The following is a 15,876-nucleotide window of genomic DNA, read 5'->3' as shown; positions in this document are numbered from 1 at the left end:
CGATGCCACCGGCATCCCTTTGGCGGTGATCCTGACCGGCGGCAACCGCAATGACGTCACCCGGCTGATCCCCTTGCTGGAGGCGGTCCCGCCGGTGCGTGGCAGGCGCGGCCGGCCCCGCAGGCGTCCCGACGTCGTGCTGGCCGATCGCGGCTACGACCACGACAAGTACCGCAAGCAGGTCCGTGCCCTCGGCATCCGCCCGCTCATAGCCCGGCGCGGCACCGAGAACGGCTCCGGCCTGGGCAAACACCGCTGGGTCGTCGAGCAGGCCTTTGCTCTTCCGCACCACTTCCGCCGCCTGCGCATCCGATGGGAGATCCGCGACGACATCCACGAAGCCTTCCCCAGCCTCGGTTGCGCTTTGATCTGCCGGCGCCGCCTCAGCTCATTGCGTTAGGAGCTCTTAGAGGCTGGCGCCGGCATGCGCGAGACCGGCTGACGGCGCAGCCGCAGGCGGCCATGCTCGCCTCCCTGCTGCCCGCCCGGAGTTGGATGGTCGACCTGTTCACACCCTGCGGGCTGTCGGACACGCTGGAGCACGGCCTGGACAATCTGCGGCACCGCACTCGTGCGACGCTACGGTGCGAGATCGACGACACCGCTCGCCGGCGGAGGCTGCCTTCCTGGTCCGGGCGGCTGGCGGACGGCGAGCCCGAATGGCTCGATCACCTGGGCTCGGCCATCCGCGCCATCCACCAGGCCGCGGTCGTGCCGTACTGACCGTGGATCAAGGCGCACCCGAACGCCGAGCACAGCACCTCAGGTCGCATGATGCTCTCTTCGGGCGTGGAGCGGATGCTCGCCATGCTGCAGCCGCAGGCGCGCTGACCGGAGAGGCCCCGACGACCCACCGGGAAATACCGCCTGTATCTGATCGGCTCCCACACGATGCGAGTGGCCGACGCCCGGCCCGTCCGCTGATCAACGGATCCACGGCACCTGCCCGATCTTTCCTGAGACTACGGCGACCCCGGTGCCGGAAGTGGCCGTTCACCTGCCGGTGTTCCGCCGGGGGCTGATGTCGAGGCGGGCGGAGGCGGAGTCCAGCGTGCCGCTCGCGGGGCGATCCCGTAGTCGGGTTTGAGCTCCTCGGGGATGGCGTAGTGCATGACACGGCCTCGGGTCAGCGACGACAGTTCCAGCTTCGTGACCAGGCGGCCCAGCCGGTCGGACAGCTGCTCGGCCCAGGGACCGCTGTCTTCGAGCCGTTCGAGCGCGTCCAGGAGCACCGGACCGATCTTCACGATGGAGTCCCAGCGGGAACCGGGGACCTGAAGCCAGTCGGCCGCGGTGTCACCGATCAGGAAGCGGATGAGGGCGGGTACGACGGGGTCGAGGAACGTTCCGGGGACGACCTGTTCGTACATGTCGATCAGCTGCCGCGTCAGCTGCGCCCCTTCTGGGGAAGGTCCCATGTGACGGAGCATGTACCGGTCGGAGAACCGGCGGGCCGCTTCCAGATCCGGGGGGATGGTCGCCGGATCCATGCCCAGGATGGTGCCGACGACCTTCCAGGCGTAGTAGTAGGCCTCGGCCCCGTCGGGGCTGATATGGACGCCCATCCGGTGCAGGGCGTCCAGCACCTGGAGGCTGAACATCATCAGCCCGCCGAGCATGTCCTCCTGGCAGATCGGAACGGGCTCCGGCCACCTGTCCTCCTGCTTGAGGTGGCGGCGGATGGAGGCGTGCAGGAGCCGTACCTTCTGCGCGGCCGGGAGGAACCGCCCGCCCGCCTGGAACGCGTCGGGCTGCATGAGATAGACGGTGAACTGCCCGGTCTCAGCCATTCGCCGGGAGGGGTAGGCCAGCGAGTGCGTCGCCGACAGCAGCTTGGCCACGTGCGGGATCATGTAGCACGCCGGCATCGCCGCGAACGACAGGGCGGTGGAGATGTGCACGTCGTTGTCGATGAAGAACTGCCTGGCCTGCTCCATGACCGTCCAGTCGACCCAGTCCGGCGGTGTGGCCGTGGCGTTCAGATACTCGCGGGCGGCGTCGGGAAGGCCTTCGGGCAGTGCCTGACCGGAGGTGGTGAACCAGCGCATGAGGGTGTTGAATCTGCCTACGTCGCCACCGGCGAACAGGGCCTCGACGGTCGCGTCGGCAAGCCGGTCGCCTTCGAGCCGGAGCCCGTTCATGTACTCCTCGGTGTAGTCATGCATCCGCGACCACCTCGCGTATCAGTCGGGTCAGGGCTTCAGCGGCGTCCGGCGTCAGCCGGGCCTTGTCGACAGCCGCCTGTGCGGCCTGGGCGCGTTCGTCGATCATCTGCCGTACATGGGTCACGGCTCCCGACCGCTGCATGATGTCCCGTATCTCCGCGGCGTCGGCCGGGGTGGGCGGTCCGCCGAGCAGGTCATGCAGCCGCCGGCGGTCGGGCTCGGACGCCCTGTCCAGCGTCAGGGCCAGCAGCGCGGTCGGTTTGCGGCCCGTCAGATCATCGAGGACCGACTTGCCGGTTCGTTCGGGGTCGCCGAACACGCCCCACAGGTCGTCCCGCAGCTGGAACGCCTCGCCGAGCGGACGTCCGTACGCCGCCAACGTGTTCAGCGTCGCGGGGTTCGCGCCGGCGAGCACGGCGCCGATCTGCAGCGGCCGCTCGACGGTGTAGGAGCCGGTCTTGAACCGGACGATGGTCAGCGACCGAGCGAGGTCGGGGGCGCCTCCGGTACTGAGGATCTCCAGGCACTCGCCCGCCACCAGCTCACGGCCCAGCATCGTCCATGAAGGCACGGCCCGGGCCAGGAACGTCAGTGGCAGGCCCGAGGTGTGGAACAGCTGCCCCGCCCAGGCCATCAGCAGATCGCCGATCATGACTGCCAGGGCGTCGCCGAGCTTCTCGTGAGCCGTGGGCCGGCCGCGCCGCAGCGGACTGCGGTCGATGAGGTCGTCGTGCACGATCGCGGCGGCGTGCACCAGTTCCAACGCCGCGGCGGCGCGGACCACCGCGTCGGTGTCGGGCCGGCCCGCCGCTCGCCATCCCCAATAACAGAATGCCGGGCGGATCCGTTTGCCTCCGGCGATCGAGACGCGTACCTGGTCGGCGATGGGGGCCAGCTCGGCGTCCAGCGCCGACAACTCGGCGATCTCCGCCTCGACGAACTGCTCCAGCGCCCGGTCCACCCGGAGCCGGAGGTCACTCATACCGGCCGCGCTCGACAACCTGCCGGGCCAGCAGTTCCAGATGCGGCTGCGGGGTCGTGCCCAGGCGTTTGACCGCCAACTCGCCGCGGGCGCGCAGTTCCTGGCGCACCTGGCTCAGGCTGGGAAGGTGGTGGGTGACACTTCGCAGCCCCTCCACCAGGAGATCACTTAAACCGGCGGCCAGATAGAGCACCTCGTCCCGAGGCGCAGGGTTCTCCTCCCGCACTTAAGCCCTCCCGCTCGTAAAGGATATTTTTGAAATTGAAGTGAACCACGAAAGGCGTCCCCAAGTCTGCCGTAACAGGTGACGGCGAATTGATTTAAGGGATCCTGGATGGCATTTTCCACAATTGATGGCCAAGGAGAAATTTGGGCGTTTTGGGGCGAGCGGATGGCCTATCACCGAAGTCCGATGACCGCCGGGAGACGGGGGAGGTCCACCGGGTCACGCCGAATACCCTGCGCCCGCGGTGCTCGGCCACGGGCGCGCCAGCGCGCGATCGTACGGGCCTGCCCCAGGCGGGCGTCACAAGCCGTTGTCCATGCGACCGCGACAACGGGCCGAGCCTGCGGGAAGTACGGTGGCGCCTGCTCGTCCCGCAGAGAACGTCGATTCTTCCGGGCTCGGCTTCCACGTTGCCGTAAGTGGCAGCCTCTACCGCTGATTTCTGTACCGATCTTCCTTAAATGCCCTCTGCGCCGGGATGCCAGCGGGGATCCGCATGAGGTGTCAGGACACGGGTTGGGGGGCCAGTACGGCGCCGGCCGCCGGTACCGTCACTCGTGCCGAGCAGGTGACGGCACCGGCCGGTGCCGGTGCCTACGGCGAAATCCTCCCGCCGGGATCGCTCGCGGCGGGACGGCCGCGCAACGGCTCGGCCGCCCCGGCGAGCTTCACCGCCGCGTCACCGGTGAAGTCGCCCCGGGTCGCCGGCGACCCGGACCCGGTCAGCGGCCGGGCCCGGCCGTCCCGCCGTCCTCCGCCCGGCCGGGATGGCCCTCGTGCAGGAGCGAGCGCAGTTCGGCGGTGTCGATGATGTGGGCCAGCCTCGGGAAAACGCCGGTCATCAGGGTGTGGTGGACTTGCGGGTCCGGGTCGGTGACGCCGTCGGAGAGGACGTGGAGCCGGTAGTCGCGGTCGGCGGCGTCGGTGACGGTGGACAGTACGGCGCCGCTGGTGGTGATGCCGGCGATGACCAGCGTGGTGATTCCGCGATCCCGCAGCCGCCGGTCCAGGTCCGTCGTGGACAGCGCGCCGAGGCGGGTCTTGCGGACGGTGATGTCGCCGGGCTCGGGGGCGAGCCGGTGGTGGATGCTCGTGGCGGGATCCGCGTGGTGCATGAGGCGCTGCCCGCCGATGAGGGAGAACATCCTGTTGGCCGGCGGGATCGCCGCCCAGTCGGTTTCGGTGAATCCGACCCGCACGTGGGCGATGACGGCGCCGCGCGCCCGCATGTCGGCGATGGCGCCGGCCACCCGTGACAGCAGCGCTTCCGGGCCGGCCGGGCCGGGGAGCGAGGCCAGGATTCCCCGCTGGTAGTCCATGACGAGCAGTGCGGTCGTCCGGGGGTCCAGCGCCGGGGTAGTGACGGTCATTTTCTCTCCTTGGGTGATGAGGGCGCCCTGACACGCGCGATCGCGTGCCGAGGGCCGACTGCGCATCGGGTACGTGAGCCACGATTCGCCGCGCCGCGGCCACACCGGCCACGGCGGCCACGGCGAAGGCCGTCGTGCTCGTCGCCGAGCCGTACGCGGAGGGGCGGACCGTTCCGAAGAGGGGCGGCCGGCCCGGTCGCGGTGACGGCCGGGGAGCCTGTCAGGCACGGCCCGGTGACGGCCGGGGGCCTGTCAGGCACGGCCCGGTGACGGCGCCGTCTCCGCTTCCGGCTCCGTTTCCGGTTCCGGCTCGGCGAGGGACGCCGCGGCGCGCCGGGGGAGCAGCAGCGGGGTCACCAGCAGGAGCACGCCGGCCAGGCCGATGGCCGTGCGCGGGCCGAGCAGTCCGCCCAGCACTCCCCAGACGGCCGTCAGGAGCGCGGTCGAGGCCTTGGTCGTCACCGCCCAGGCGGACAGCGTGCGGGTGATCCGGTCGGTCGCGGTGCGCTCCAGGCGGTAGGTGGCGCAGACGGGGTTGAAGACCCCGCAGCAGAAGATGAGCCCGAGCTGGACGCCCATCACCAGCAGCAGCCCTCCGGTGCCCGGCCCCAGGAAGACCAGGCCGACGGGCCAGAACGCGCGCAGCACCCCGGACACGACCAGGACCCGGTGCTGCCCGAACCGGGTGACGAGCGGTCGGGCCAGCCGCGAACCGAACAGCCCGCCGATCGCGGGAGCGGCGAAGGCGAGGCCGTACTGCCACGGTGTGAACCCGAGCCGGCCGAGCATCAGGACGGCCAGCAGCGCGTCGATGGCCATCACGAGGCCGTTGAACAGAGCGGTGTTGAAGAACAGCGGGCGCAGCGTCGGGTCGGCGAGGATGTACCGCCAGCCGTCGAGCAGGTCCCCGGCCCGCATGCGCGCGGCCTCCCGGCGCTCGGGCCGCGGCTCGTGGCCGCCCGTCGCGCGGATGCCCAGGGCCGAGAGCAGGTAGCTGACCGCGTCGGCCACCACCGTCGCCACCGGACCGAGGAGCCCGATCGCGGCACCGCCCAGCGGCGGCCCGACGATCGTGGCCGTCCAGGTCGTGGACTCGAACCGGGCGTTGGCGACGAGCAGGTCCTCGGCCGGCAGCAACGTCTTCAGGTACGCGCCGGAGACGGCGCGGAAGGTGATGTCGGCCGCCGCGACGACGACCGAGACCAGCAGGAGCTGGACGAAGGAGAGCACACCGAGCGCGAACGCGGCGGGGATCGTCAGCAGCGCCGCGAACCGCACCAGGTCCATCCCGATCAGCACCGGCCGCTTGCGGCGGAACTCCACCCACGGGCCGAGCGGCACCGCCACGGCCGCGCCCACCGCCGCCCCCACGGAGGACAACGCCGCGACCTCCGCCGGCCCGGCGTGCAGCACCTGGATCGCGATCAGCGGGAACGCGCCGAAGGCGAGCCACGTGCCGAGCGCGCTGGCCCCGTACGCTCCCCACAGCCACCCGAATGACCGTCCCAGCCGGTGCCCGTTCCGCATGTCCGACGCCCCTCGTCTCTCACCCGCACAACCGATTCGCGATCGGAAGCATCAAAGCGAGCGCCAGGCCTGGAGATCAAACAACCGCAGAGCCGCCCTGCCACAACCAGTGGTTGTACTCATAGGGTGTCCGCATGGACCTCGACATCGTCCGGACCTTCGTCACCGCCGTCGACGCGGGGCAGTTCCAGGAGGCCGCCGCCGAGCTGGCGGTCACCCAGCAGGCCGTCTCCAAACGCATCGCCGCGCTGGAGCGCGACCTCGGCGTGCGGTTGTTCACCCGCACGCCGCGCGGCGCCGAGCTCACCATCGACGGGCAGGCGTTCCTGCCCCACGCGCGCGAGCTGCTGCGCGTCGCCGAGCGCGCGGTCGCGTCCGTGCGCGCCGGCAGCCGTCCGCTGCGCGTCGACGTGATCACCTCGCGCAGCGCGCAGTCGGGCATGATGCGCGGCTTCCACCGCGCGCACCCCGAGATCGACCTCGACGTGGTGATGCTGTTCGACATCGAGAGGGCCGTCGCCGCCATCCGGTCCGGTGTGATCGACGCGTCCTTCCGCGCCGTCGCCATGCCCGGCCGCCCCCTTCCCGAGGACATCGAGTCCGTCCGGGTGATCGACGAGCCGCTCCAGCTCCTCACCGGCCCCGCCCACGCGCTGGCGGGCGCCCGATCGGTGACCGTCGCCCAGCTCACCGGGCACCGGATCTGGATGCCCGGTGTCGTCCCCGGTACCGAGTGGGCCGCCTACTACGACGACCTCGTCGCCGAGTTCGGTCTCACCATCGAGGCGACCGGCCCCAACTTCGGCTCCGACGCGCTCCTGGACACCATCGCCGACACCCCGGCCCTGGCCACCTTCATGGGCGGGCAGACCCGCCTCGTCTGGCCCGCCGACCACGGCCTGCGCCGCATCCCGGTGACCGACCCCACGCCCGTCTACCCGCACTCGCTCCTGTGGCACCGCGACAACGCCCATCCCGCGCTGGCCACCCTCCGGGCCCATCTCGCCGCCGCGGCGGCCGGCCACGACGCCGCCGGGACCTGGACGCCGGCCTGGACGATCCCACGCTGAACACCGCCGCCCCGGCGAGCCGGACCGAGGGGCCGGGAGCCCGGGGCCGGCGCGCCCGTCCGGCGTGTCCATGAGCCGGACGGAGCGGGCCGCGCGTTCCCAGCAGGTGCACCGCCGTGACAGGGGCGCGACTCGAAGAAGATGTCATGAAAGATGTCGAGAACGGCCCGGCGGCTCCGTCCCAGGGATGGATGCGGCCGCCGTGGCCGCACCACACCGAGGAGAGACCCGGCATGACGATCCAGCGGATGGACAACGTCCTCATCGTTGTCGACGACCTCGACGCCGTCATCGCGTTCTTCGTCGAACTCGGCATGGAACTGGAGGGCAGGGGGCCGATCGAGGGACGCTGGGTGGAGCGTGTCATCGGGGTCGACGACGTCCGGCAGGACGTCGCGATGCTGCGGACCCCGGACGGCCACGGCCGGATCGAGCTGGCGATGTTCCACACGCCGAAGGCGATCAGCCCCGAGCCGAAGGACGCGCCGTCGAACACGCTGGGCATTCGCCGCATCATGTTCGCCGTCGACGACATCGAGGACGTCGTCGCCCGCCTGCGCGCCCACGGCGCCGAACTCGTCGGCGAGGTGACGCGGTACGAGGACGGCTTCTGGCTCTGCTACGTCCGCGGCCCCGAGGGCATCATCGTCGGACTGGCCGAACAGATCGGCTGAGGGCCGCCGAACGGACGACGGCGCCTGCCGTTCGACCGCTCACAGATCACGCCCCATGGTTCCGGCACCTAGGGTGGCGGAGTGACCGTGTGCGCAAATCTGATGTCCACGGCCCTGGCGCCGTTCGTGGCGACGCTGAATTCGTACGATCTCGGGTCGGAGCAGGCCGGCGTTCATCGCGGGCTTCCCTCGTCCACGGTGTCGATCACGATCCCCGAGGAGGACCCGCTCGAGATCGCGTGGGTCGGGCGGCCCGGGTCCCGCACACGGCTCCGGGCCGTTGTGGCCGGGCTCCACCTGAGCGCGGCCGAGCTCAGGCAAGAGGGGTGCACGCGCGGCGTGTGGCTGACGCTCCGCCCACCGGGTGTCCGCGCGCTGCTGGGAGTCCCGGCGGCGGCGCTGGCCGGGCATGTCATCGACCTCGCCGACGTCGTCCCGGCGATGGCCGAGCTGCCGGAGCGCCTGACGGCCTGCCGGTCCTGGCCCCAACGTCGCGCCCTTGTCGAGCGCTCCCTGCTCGCCGGCCTGGCCCGGTACGGCGAGCGCGCCGACCACCACGGGATGCGGGCCACGCTCGCGGCCCTGGCCGGCACTTCCCGGGTGCGGGAAGCCTCGGAACTGCTCGGGTGCTCCCGGCGGCACCTGAGCGGCGTGGTACGGACCGAGCTCGGGGTGACGCCGAAGGAGTACCAACGGCTTGTCCGCTTCGAGACCGCCCGGGGCCGGCTCGTGGCCGCCGCCGGCGCCGGCGGAGTCGCTCTGGCGGCGGTGGCCGCCGCGTCGGGATTCGCCGACCAGGCGCACTTCACCCGGGAGTGGCGGGCCATGGCCGGGTGCACGCCCACCGAGTGGCTGCGCGCCGAGGGGCTGGCCGTGCGGGGTCCGTCGGCCGGCGACCGGTCACCGGGTGAGGAGCGCGTCTCCGGCTGACGGCCGGCCGGTACGGGTGTGGTCGTTCCCAAATGTTCAATACACCGCCGCCACCCGGCCCCACGATGGGGGTATGACATCGAGTATCCGTTTCATTCCCCGTCTGATCGTGCCCGACCCGGACCGCGCATCGGCGTTCTACCATGACGTCCTCGGCGCCGAGGAGGTGTTCCGGGCCCCTCTGGGTGACGATGGCCGTCCCTCCGTCGTGGAGCACCGCATCGGTGGTTCGCCCTTCCGGGTCTCGCCCGCCGTCTCCTCGTGGGGGTGGCTGTCGCCAAGCGACCTCGGCGGCTCCGCGGTCCTCCTTGAGATCGAGGTCGACGATCCGGATGCGGTCGGCGAACGCATGGTCGAACACGGTTCCGAGGTGCTCGTGCCGATCGAGAACCGGCCCTACGGCAAACGCTCGGGCCGTATTCGTGACCCGTTCGGGCATCTCTGGATCATCACCGGCGATCTTCGCTGAGCCGGCCCGGCCCTCGGCGACCGGCTCCGGCGCCTCCGGCACGTGATGCGCGGCGACACCGAGCCGAGGGTCCCGTTCGGTTTCGCAGCCGGACCGCTTCCCGTCGGCCACCGTCTGCCACCGTCTGCTCGCCGGGAGGGAGAAGGGCGGGAGGAAGGCGGGAGGAGGGCGGGCAGGGGGCGGGGCCGGACGGTTCTGCGGGGAAGGATACGGGTGGGGGTATGGTTGCAGGGGAGTGGGGCGCCGCCGGGCCGCCCCGCCCGGGGTGGGGAAGACTCGCGTTTCTTCCACGGCCGGGCGCACCTCGGGCGAGAAGGTGAAGCATGGAGATGGACGCGGCGGTCCTGTCGGACGCCCTCAACCGGCTCAAGCGGGCCCACGGCCAGCTGGGCGGGGTGATCGCGATGATCGAGAACGCCGAGGACTGCGAGCGGGTGCTGACCCAGCTGGCGGCGGTGTCCAAGGCGCTGGACCGGGCCGGATTCAAGATCATTTCAACCGGACTGCAGCAGTGCCAGCTGGCGCGGGAGAACGGCGAGAAGCCGCCCATCACCCCCGAGCGGCTGGAGAAGCTGTTCCTGGCCCTGTCCTGAGGCGTCCCGGGGCCTCGCGGGCCCGGTGGGGACGTCCGGCCCGGATGCCCGTTCGCCGACCCCGGCGGGCGGGCACCCCTTCCGAACTGGGGATACCCCTGACCGACGGATACCCCCCTAGGTATATTCTTCTGACCGATGGATACCCCACCCGGTATTTTCGACAAGGAGTCGCACGATGACGGTCACCGAGACGGCCGCCCGCGAGCCGTACCGCGGCGACCCGGCCCTGCTTCCGACCCCGACAACGCGAAGGCGGTAACGACGATGACCACGATCCACGTCGAGGTGGTGGAGACCTCCTCCCTGGGCGACCGCAGCTACCTGGCCCACGACGGCCGCGTCGCGCTGGTGGTCGACCCGCAGCGCGACATCGACCGGATCCTGGCCCTGGCCGGCCGGCTCGGCGTGCGCGTCACGCACGTGGCCGAGACCCACCTGCACAACGACTACGTCTCCGGCGGCCTGGCCCTGGCCCAGGTGACCGGCGCGACCTACCTGGTCGCCGGAGCCGACACCGTCGGTTTCGACCGGCTGCCGGTGGCCGACGGCGACGAGATCACCCTGTCCGAGGCCATGCGCGTCTCGGCGGTGGCCACCCCGGGACACACCTTCCACCACCTGTCGTACGTCCTGTCCGGCCCCGCCGGTCCCGAAGGGGTCTTCACCGGTGGGTCGCTGCTGTTCGGCACCACCGGCCGCACCGACCTGCTCGGCGAACAGCACGCCCACACCCTGGCCCACCACCAGCACGCCTCGGTGCGCCGCCTGGCCGACCTGCTGCCCGACGGCGCGCACGTCTGGCCCACCCACGGGTTCGGCAGCTTCTGCTCGGCCACCCAGTCCGACGCCCCGGACTCCACCATCGGCCGCGAGAGGCGGGCCAACCCGGCGCTGCGGCTGGAGGCCGACGACTTCGTCGCCCAGACCCTGGCCGGGCTGGACGCCTACCCCGCCTACTACGCCCACATGGGCGCGCGCAACAGCGCCGGCGCCGGCCTGATCGACCTGACCCCGGCCGGGGTCGCCGACGCCGGGCGGCTGCGGGAGCGGATCGCGGCCGGCGAGTGGGTGGTGGACCTGCGCTCACGCAAGGCCTTCGCCCAGCGGCACCTGACCGGCACCCTGAGCTTCGGCCTGGACGGACCGATGTCGACCTGGCTGGGCTGGATGGCCCCGTGGGGCGCGCCCATCACCCTGCTGGGCGAGTCTCCCGAGCAGGTCGCCGCGGCCCAGCGCGAGCTGGCCCGCATCGGCGTCGACCGCCCGGCCGCCGCCGCGACCGGTGACCCGGAGGAGTGGGCCGGCGGCGACGAGACCCGCCTCGGCGAAATGCCCGTCGCCACGTTCGCCGACCTGGCCGCCGCCCGCGCCGGGCAGGCGCCGCACGGGCTGCCCGCCCCGGACGCGGTGCTGGACGTGCGCATGACGAACGAGTGGCGCGCCGGGCACATCGACGGCGCCGCGCACATCCCGCTGCCCGACCTGCCGGGCCGGCTGGCCGACGTGCCGGACGGGACGGTGTGGGTGCACTGCGGCTCCGGCTACCGGGCCGCCGCGGCCACCAGCCTGCTGCGGCGGGCCGGACACCGGGTGGTGCACATCGACGACGCCTACGCCGGCGCCGCCGGTGCGGGCCTGACCGTCGTCACCCCCGAGAGCTGACCACCCGGAAGACCACCCCCGGACCCGTCCGGGGGTGGTCTTCCGGGTGGCGGCGCCGCCCGGCGAACGGCCGGCGCCTTCCGAAGAACCGGTTCCGGGGCGGGCCGTGCCCACGAGACCGCCGTGGCCCGCACCGGAACCGGCCGACCACCATCACGTCCCGACGAGGAGGACCACATGACCACCGCCGCGAACCCGGCGACCCCCGCCACCCTGGACGCCGCCACCCTGCGACGGCTGCTGGAGTCCGGCCGCGCGCCCCGGCTGATCGACGTGCGCACCCCCGGCGAGTTCGAGACCGCCCACATCCCCGGCTCCTGCAACGTGCCGCTGGACCTGCTGCGTGAACACCGCGCGGAGCTGCGCGGACACCTGGACGAGCAGACGGTGCTGATCTGCCGGTCCGGCCAGCGCGCCACGCAGGCCGGCCAGGACCTCGCGGCCGCGGGCCTGCCCGGCCTGCGCGTCCTCACCGGCGGCGTCTCCGCCTGGCAGGCCGCCGGAGCGCCGGTCGCGGCGGGCAAACCGCGCTGGGACCTGGAGCGCCAGGTCCGCCTGGTGGCCGGCTCGATCGTGCTGGGCTCCGTCCTGGTCAGCACGGCGTTCCCGCCGGCCAAGTGGCTCGCCGCGGCCATCGGCGGCGGGCTGACCTTCGCCGCCCTGTCCAACACCTGCGCGATGGGCATGCTGCTGGCCAAGCTGCCCTACAACCGCGGCCCGCGCACCGACATCGCCACCGTGCTGGGCACCCTGGCCGGCGGGCGCGGGTGAGCCGGCGATGGTGACCGCTCTCGGCCTCGGCGCCGTGATCGGCATCCTGCTCGGGCTGCTGGGCGGCGGCGGATCCATCCTGGCGGTGCCCGCCCTGGTCTACGGCGCGGGCCTGCCACTGGACTCCGCCGTACCGGCCTCCCTGCTGGTGGTGGGCGTCTCCTCGGCCACCGCCGCCCTGCCCCGCATCCGCGCGCATCAGGTGCGCTGGCGCATCGCCGCCGTCTTCGGCGGCGCCGGCGCGGTGGCCGCGTTCGGCGGCGCCGCCCTCAACCGGCTTCTGCCGCCGCAGGCGATCCTGATCGGCTTCGCCGCGCTCATGGCGGTGGCCGGGCGGCGGATGCTGGCCGGGCGGACCGCCACGGGCGGGGCGTGCGATCTGCCCGGCGGCGGCGTCAACTGGCGCAGCTGCCTGCCCAAGGCCGTCGGCGTCGGCGCCGCCGTGGGCGTGCTGACCGGCCTGTTCGGGGTCGGCGGCGGGTTCCTCATCATCCCGGCCCTGGTGCTGGGCCTGGGACTGCCGATGACGGCCGCGGTCGGCACCTCGCTGCTGATCGTGGTGGTCAACTCGGCCGCCGGATTCGCCGCCCATGCCGGGAAGGCGACGTTGGACTACGGTGTCATCGCGTCCTTCACCGCGGCGGCGGTGGCCGGATCGCTGGCCGCGGCCCGGCTGGGCCACCGCCTGGATCCGGTACGGCTGCGCCGCTGGTTCGCCTACCTGGTCTTCGCCGTGGCGGCCTTCGTCGCCGCCCAGGCCGTGTTCGACCCGGCCGCGCTGAGCCGCTGAGCAAGCGCGCCGGGCACGGCGCCCGGTCGCCCCCTTTTCGGAGATCAACCGCCTGTCCTCGCGCGAACCGGGGCGTCGGTGCCCGGATTCGGGAGGCCGTGACCCCGAGGCGGTGAGTGTCGGCGCCCGGGCCCGCGGCGGTGTGTCGTGGCGGCGTCGTCTCAGGAGGCGGCGGGTGCGGGCCAGACCGCGGCGGAGGAGTCCTGGCCGCGATCGATGTGGTCGGCGTGGAAGAGGCCTTCGGCCAGCAGGCGGCGCACATGCTCGTCGGCGGCGCTGTAGTAGACGAAGGTCCCCTCACGCCGGCCCTTGACCAGCCCGGCCAGACGCAGCTTGGCCAGGTGCTGGCTGACGGCGGTCGGGGCGGCGTCGGCGAGCTCGGCCAGGCAGGCCACCGACGACTCGCCCTGCAGCAACGCCCACAGGATCTTGATGCGCGTCGGGTCGGACAGCAATCGGAACGACTCGGCCGCCAGGTGCACCTGCTCCTCGTTGGGCATTTCGAAGTCGGGCAGCGACTTGTGCATGCGGTCAGCATACCTCCGGATCTGCCTACTTGCATATCTGCGTATATACGCATATAACCTGGCACGGTGACAACCGAACTGAGTCCCTCTCCGTCCGCCGCGACGCGGGCCGCTCCCTCATCCACGGTCACGTCGAAGATGACGGCCTGGTGGCGGACCGGAGCCGGATCGCTGCCCGAGGTGCGCTGGGCCGCCGCGGCCACCGCGCTGTTCGCCGGCGGCGGCATCTGTCAACTGGCCGGAGCCCCCTCCTGGCTGTGGTGGGGGCTGTATCTGGCCTGTTATGCCGCCGGCGGCTGGGAGCCCGGCCTGGCCGGGCTGAAGGCGCTGCGCGAGCGGACGCTGGACGTCGATCTGTTGATGGTCGTCGCGGCGATCGGCGCGGCGGCGATCGGGCAGGTCTTCGACGGCGCGCTGTTGATCGTCATCTTCGCCACCTCCGGCGCGCTGGAAGCCGTCGCCACCAAACGCACCGCCGACTCGGTGCGCGGCCTGCTGGACCTCGCACCCCACCAGGCCACCCGCATCGATGATGACGGTGAGGAGGAGGTCGTGGCGGCCGCCGACCTGCGCGTCGGCGATGTCATCGTGGTGCGGCCGGGCGAGCGCATCGGCGCCGACGGCCAGGTGGTGGACGGGTCCGGCGACGTCGACCAGGCCACCATCACCGGTGAGAGCCTGCCGGTGGACAAGCAGCCGGGCGACGAGGTGTTCGCCGGTACGGTGAACGGCGCCGGCGCGTTGCGCGTCCGCGTCACGCGGCCGGCGTCGGAGACGGTGATCGCCCGGATCGTGGCCATGGTCGAGCAGGCCAGCGCCACCAAGGCACGCACCCAGCTGTTCATCGAGAAGGTGGAGCAGCGCTACTCCGTCGTCATGGTCGCCGCCACCCTGGTCCTGTTCGCGCTGCCCCTGTTCTGGGGCACGCCGGTGCAAGAGGCCCTGCTGCGGGCCATGACGTTCATGATCGTGGCCTCGCCGTGCGCGGTGGTGCTGGCCACCATGCCGCCGCTGCTGGCCGCCATCGCCACCGCCGGACGCAACGGCGTGCTGGTCAAGTCCGCTGTGGTCATGGAGCGGCTGGCCGACATCGACCGGGTCGCCTTCGACAAGACCGGCACCCTGACCGAGGGCCGTCCGCACCTGGCTCACCTGCGCGTCCTGCCCGGCACGGCGACCACCGCAAGGAGTGGATCAGACGACGGCGCCGAGACGCAGGCCGATCGGTTGCTCGCGCTGGCGGCCGCCGTCGAGCAGGGCTCGGAACACCCGCTCGGCCGCGCCGTCGCCGCCGCCCACAACAGGCGCCTGCCGCTGCCCGCGGCCGCCGACTTCGCCGCCCTGCCCGGGCGAGGGGTGCGCGCCCGCGTCGACGGCCACCTGGTCGAGATCGGCAGTCCCGCCCACCTGCTGGTCGAGACCGCAGGCGGCGCCACGTCCGGCGATGCCGAGCAGGCCCGTCAGGCCGTGGCCGAACTCGAAGACGACGGGCACAGCGCCGTGCTGATGCTCCTGGACGGCCGCCCCGTGGCGGTGCTCGGCCTGGCCGACCGCATGCGCGCCGGCGCGGCACAGGCGGTGAAGCGGCTGACCGGCCTGACCGGGATGGCCCCCGTCCTGCTGACCGGTGACAACCCCCGCGCGGCGGCCCGCGTGGCCGGGCAGGCCGGCATCATCGACGTACGTGCCGGGCTGCTGCCGCAGGACAAGGTGAGCGCGGTCCGCGAGCTGCAGCGGCAGGCGCGGGTGGCGCTGGTGGGCGACGGAGTGAACGACGCCCCCGCCCTGGTCACCGCCCACGCCGGGATCGCGATGGGAGGCGTCGGCGCCGACCTGACGCTGGACGCCGCGGACACGGTCATCACGCGCGACGAGCTGGCCACCGTCCCCGCCGTACTCGCGCTGGCCCGGCGCGCCCGCCGCCTGGTGGCCGCCAACCTCGTCATCGCCGCCACGTTCATCGCCGTGCTGGTGGCCTGGGACCTGCTCGGCGACCTGCCGCTGCCGCTCGGCGTCGCCGGGCACGAGGGCTCCACCGTCATCGTCGGCCTCAACGGCCTGCGCCTGCTGCGAGGCGCCACCTGGCGACGCGCCGCTGACCTGGACTGATGCTGACC

The 15,876-nt window shown here is 72.4% G+C and carries 17 protein-coding genes; 11 read left to right on the top strand and 6 right to left on the bottom strand.

Annotated elements, in window-relative coordinates; translation table 11 throughout:
• On the top strand, positions 1-400 hold a 400-nt coding region (locus tag IEZ10_RS35795), incomplete at its 5' end, for a transposase (RefSeq protein ID WP_189250952.1).
• A gap of 62 nt (positions 401-462) precedes the next feature.
• Complete coding sequence (locus IEZ10_RS35790) at positions 463-723, top strand: hypothetical protein (RefSeq protein WP_189250951.1); 261 nt, start codon at positions 463-465, stop codon at positions 721-723.
• Between the two features lie 239 nt (positions 724-962).
• Here IEZ10_RS35790 and IEZ10_RS35785 read toward each other — a convergent pair whose 3' ends face one another.
• The 5 genes from IEZ10_RS35785 to IEZ10_RS35765 form a co-directional block, all read right to left on the bottom strand.
• A complete protein-coding gene (locus IEZ10_RS35785; RefSeq protein WP_189250950.1) occupies positions 963-2,165 on the bottom strand; it encodes an oxygenase MpaB family protein in 1,203 nt (400 codons plus the stop codon).
• Entirely contained in the window at positions 2,158-3,147 is a 990-nt protein-coding gene (locus tag IEZ10_RS35780) for a polyprenyl synthetase family protein (protein WP_189250949.1), read from the bottom strand. Before IEZ10_RS35780 ends, IEZ10_RS35785 begins: the two co-directional genes overlap by 8 nt.
• Positions 3,140-3,373, bottom strand: a complete 234-nt coding sequence (locus tag IEZ10_RS35775) for a hypothetical protein (protein WP_189250948.1) — start codon at positions 3,371-3,373, stop codon at positions 3,140-3,142. Before IEZ10_RS35775 ends, IEZ10_RS35780 begins: the two co-directional genes overlap by 8 nt.
• A 722-nt stretch (positions 3,374-4,095) precedes the next feature.
• Complete coding sequence (locus tag IEZ10_RS35770; RefSeq protein ID WP_189250947.1) at positions 4,096-4,743, bottom strand: cysteine hydrolase family protein; 648 nt, start codon at positions 4,741-4,743, stop codon at positions 4,096-4,098.
• Positions 4,744-4,995: 252 nt separating this feature from the next.
• Positions 4,996-6,270, bottom strand: coding sequence for an MFS transporter (locus IEZ10_RS35765; protein WP_189250946.1), 1,275 nt, complete (start codon positions 6,268-6,270; stop codon positions 4,996-4,998).
• Between the two features lie 134 nt (positions 6,271-6,404).
• Here IEZ10_RS35765 and IEZ10_RS35760 point away from each other — a divergent pair, with 134 nt between their 5' ends.
• The 8 genes from IEZ10_RS35760 to IEZ10_RS35725 all read left to right on the top strand — a co-directional run bounded on the left by IEZ10_RS35760 (position 6,405) and on the right by IEZ10_RS35725 (position 13,232).
• Positions 6,405-7,340 (top strand): LysR family transcriptional regulator, encoded by a 936-nt coding sequence (locus IEZ10_RS35760; protein WP_189250945.1) that lies wholly within the window; start codon positions 6,405-6,407, stop codon positions 7,338-7,340.
• Positions 7,341-7,588: 248 nt separating this feature from the next.
• Positions 7,589-8,014, top strand: a complete 426-nt coding sequence (locus IEZ10_RS35755; RefSeq protein WP_229812002.1) for a VOC family protein — start codon at positions 7,589-7,591, stop codon at positions 8,012-8,014.
• 81 nt (positions 8,015-8,095) lie between these two features.
• Positions 8,096-8,944: a helix-turn-helix domain-containing protein gene (locus IEZ10_RS35750; protein ID WP_229811989.1), complete on the top strand. Its 849-nt coding sequence runs from the start codon at positions 8,096-8,098 to the stop codon at positions 8,942-8,944.
• Positions 8,945-9,053: 109 nt separating this feature from the next.
• On the top strand, positions 9,054-9,413 hold the full coding sequence (locus tag IEZ10_RS35745; protein WP_229811988.1) for a VOC family protein: 360 nt from the start codon (positions 9,054-9,056) through the stop codon (positions 9,411-9,413).
• 323 nt (positions 9,414-9,736) lie between these two features.
• Positions 9,737-10,006 (top strand): metal-sensitive transcriptional regulator, encoded by a 270-nt coding sequence (locus IEZ10_RS35740; protein ID WP_189250943.1) that lies wholly within the window; start codon positions 9,737-9,739, stop codon positions 10,004-10,006.
• A gap of 267 nt (positions 10,007-10,273) precedes the next feature.
• The gene (locus tag IEZ10_RS35735; protein ID WP_189250942.1) at positions 10,274-11,671 is read left to right on the top strand and encodes an MBL fold metallo-hydrolase; all 1,398 of its coding nucleotides are present in this window, start codon (positions 10,274-10,276) and stop codon (positions 11,669-11,671) included.
• Between the two features lie 177 nt (positions 11,672-11,848).
• On the top strand, positions 11,849-12,442 hold the full coding sequence (locus IEZ10_RS35730; protein ID WP_189250941.1) for a rhodanese-like domain-containing protein: 594 nt from the start codon (positions 11,849-11,851) through the stop codon (positions 12,440-12,442).
• Between the two features lie 7 nt (positions 12,443-12,449).
• Positions 12,450-13,232 carry a sulfite exporter TauE/SafE family protein gene (locus IEZ10_RS35725; RefSeq protein WP_189250940.1) on the top strand — a complete coding sequence of 261 codons (783 nt, stop codon included), beginning with the start codon at positions 12,450-12,452 and terminating at the stop codon, positions 13,230-13,232.
• A gap of 161 nt (positions 13,233-13,393) precedes the next feature.
• Here the strand turns inward: IEZ10_RS35725 and IEZ10_RS35720 are convergent, their stop codons facing one another.
• A complete protein-coding gene (locus tag IEZ10_RS35720; protein WP_189250939.1) occupies positions 13,394-13,759 on the bottom strand; it encodes an ArsR/SmtB family transcription factor in 366 nt (121 codons plus the stop codon).
• 66 nt (positions 13,760-13,825) lie between these two features.
• Here IEZ10_RS35720 and IEZ10_RS35715 point away from each other — a divergent pair, with 66 nt between their 5' ends.
• Entirely contained in the window at positions 13,826-15,868 is a 2,043-nt protein-coding gene (locus IEZ10_RS35715) for a heavy metal translocating P-type ATPase (RefSeq protein WP_444545406.1), read from the top strand.
• Positions 15,869-15,876 lie beyond the last annotated feature (8 nt).

It is taken from the genome of Streptosporangium pseudovulgare (assembly GCF_014648055.1).
Taxonomy (GTDB): domain Bacteria; phylum Actinomycetota; class Actinomycetes; order Streptosporangiales; family Streptosporangiaceae; genus Streptosporangium; species Streptosporangium pseudovulgare.
The sequence above is the reverse complement of the archived record's forward strand: the minus strand, read 5'-3'. Positions and strand labels throughout refer to the sequence as shown.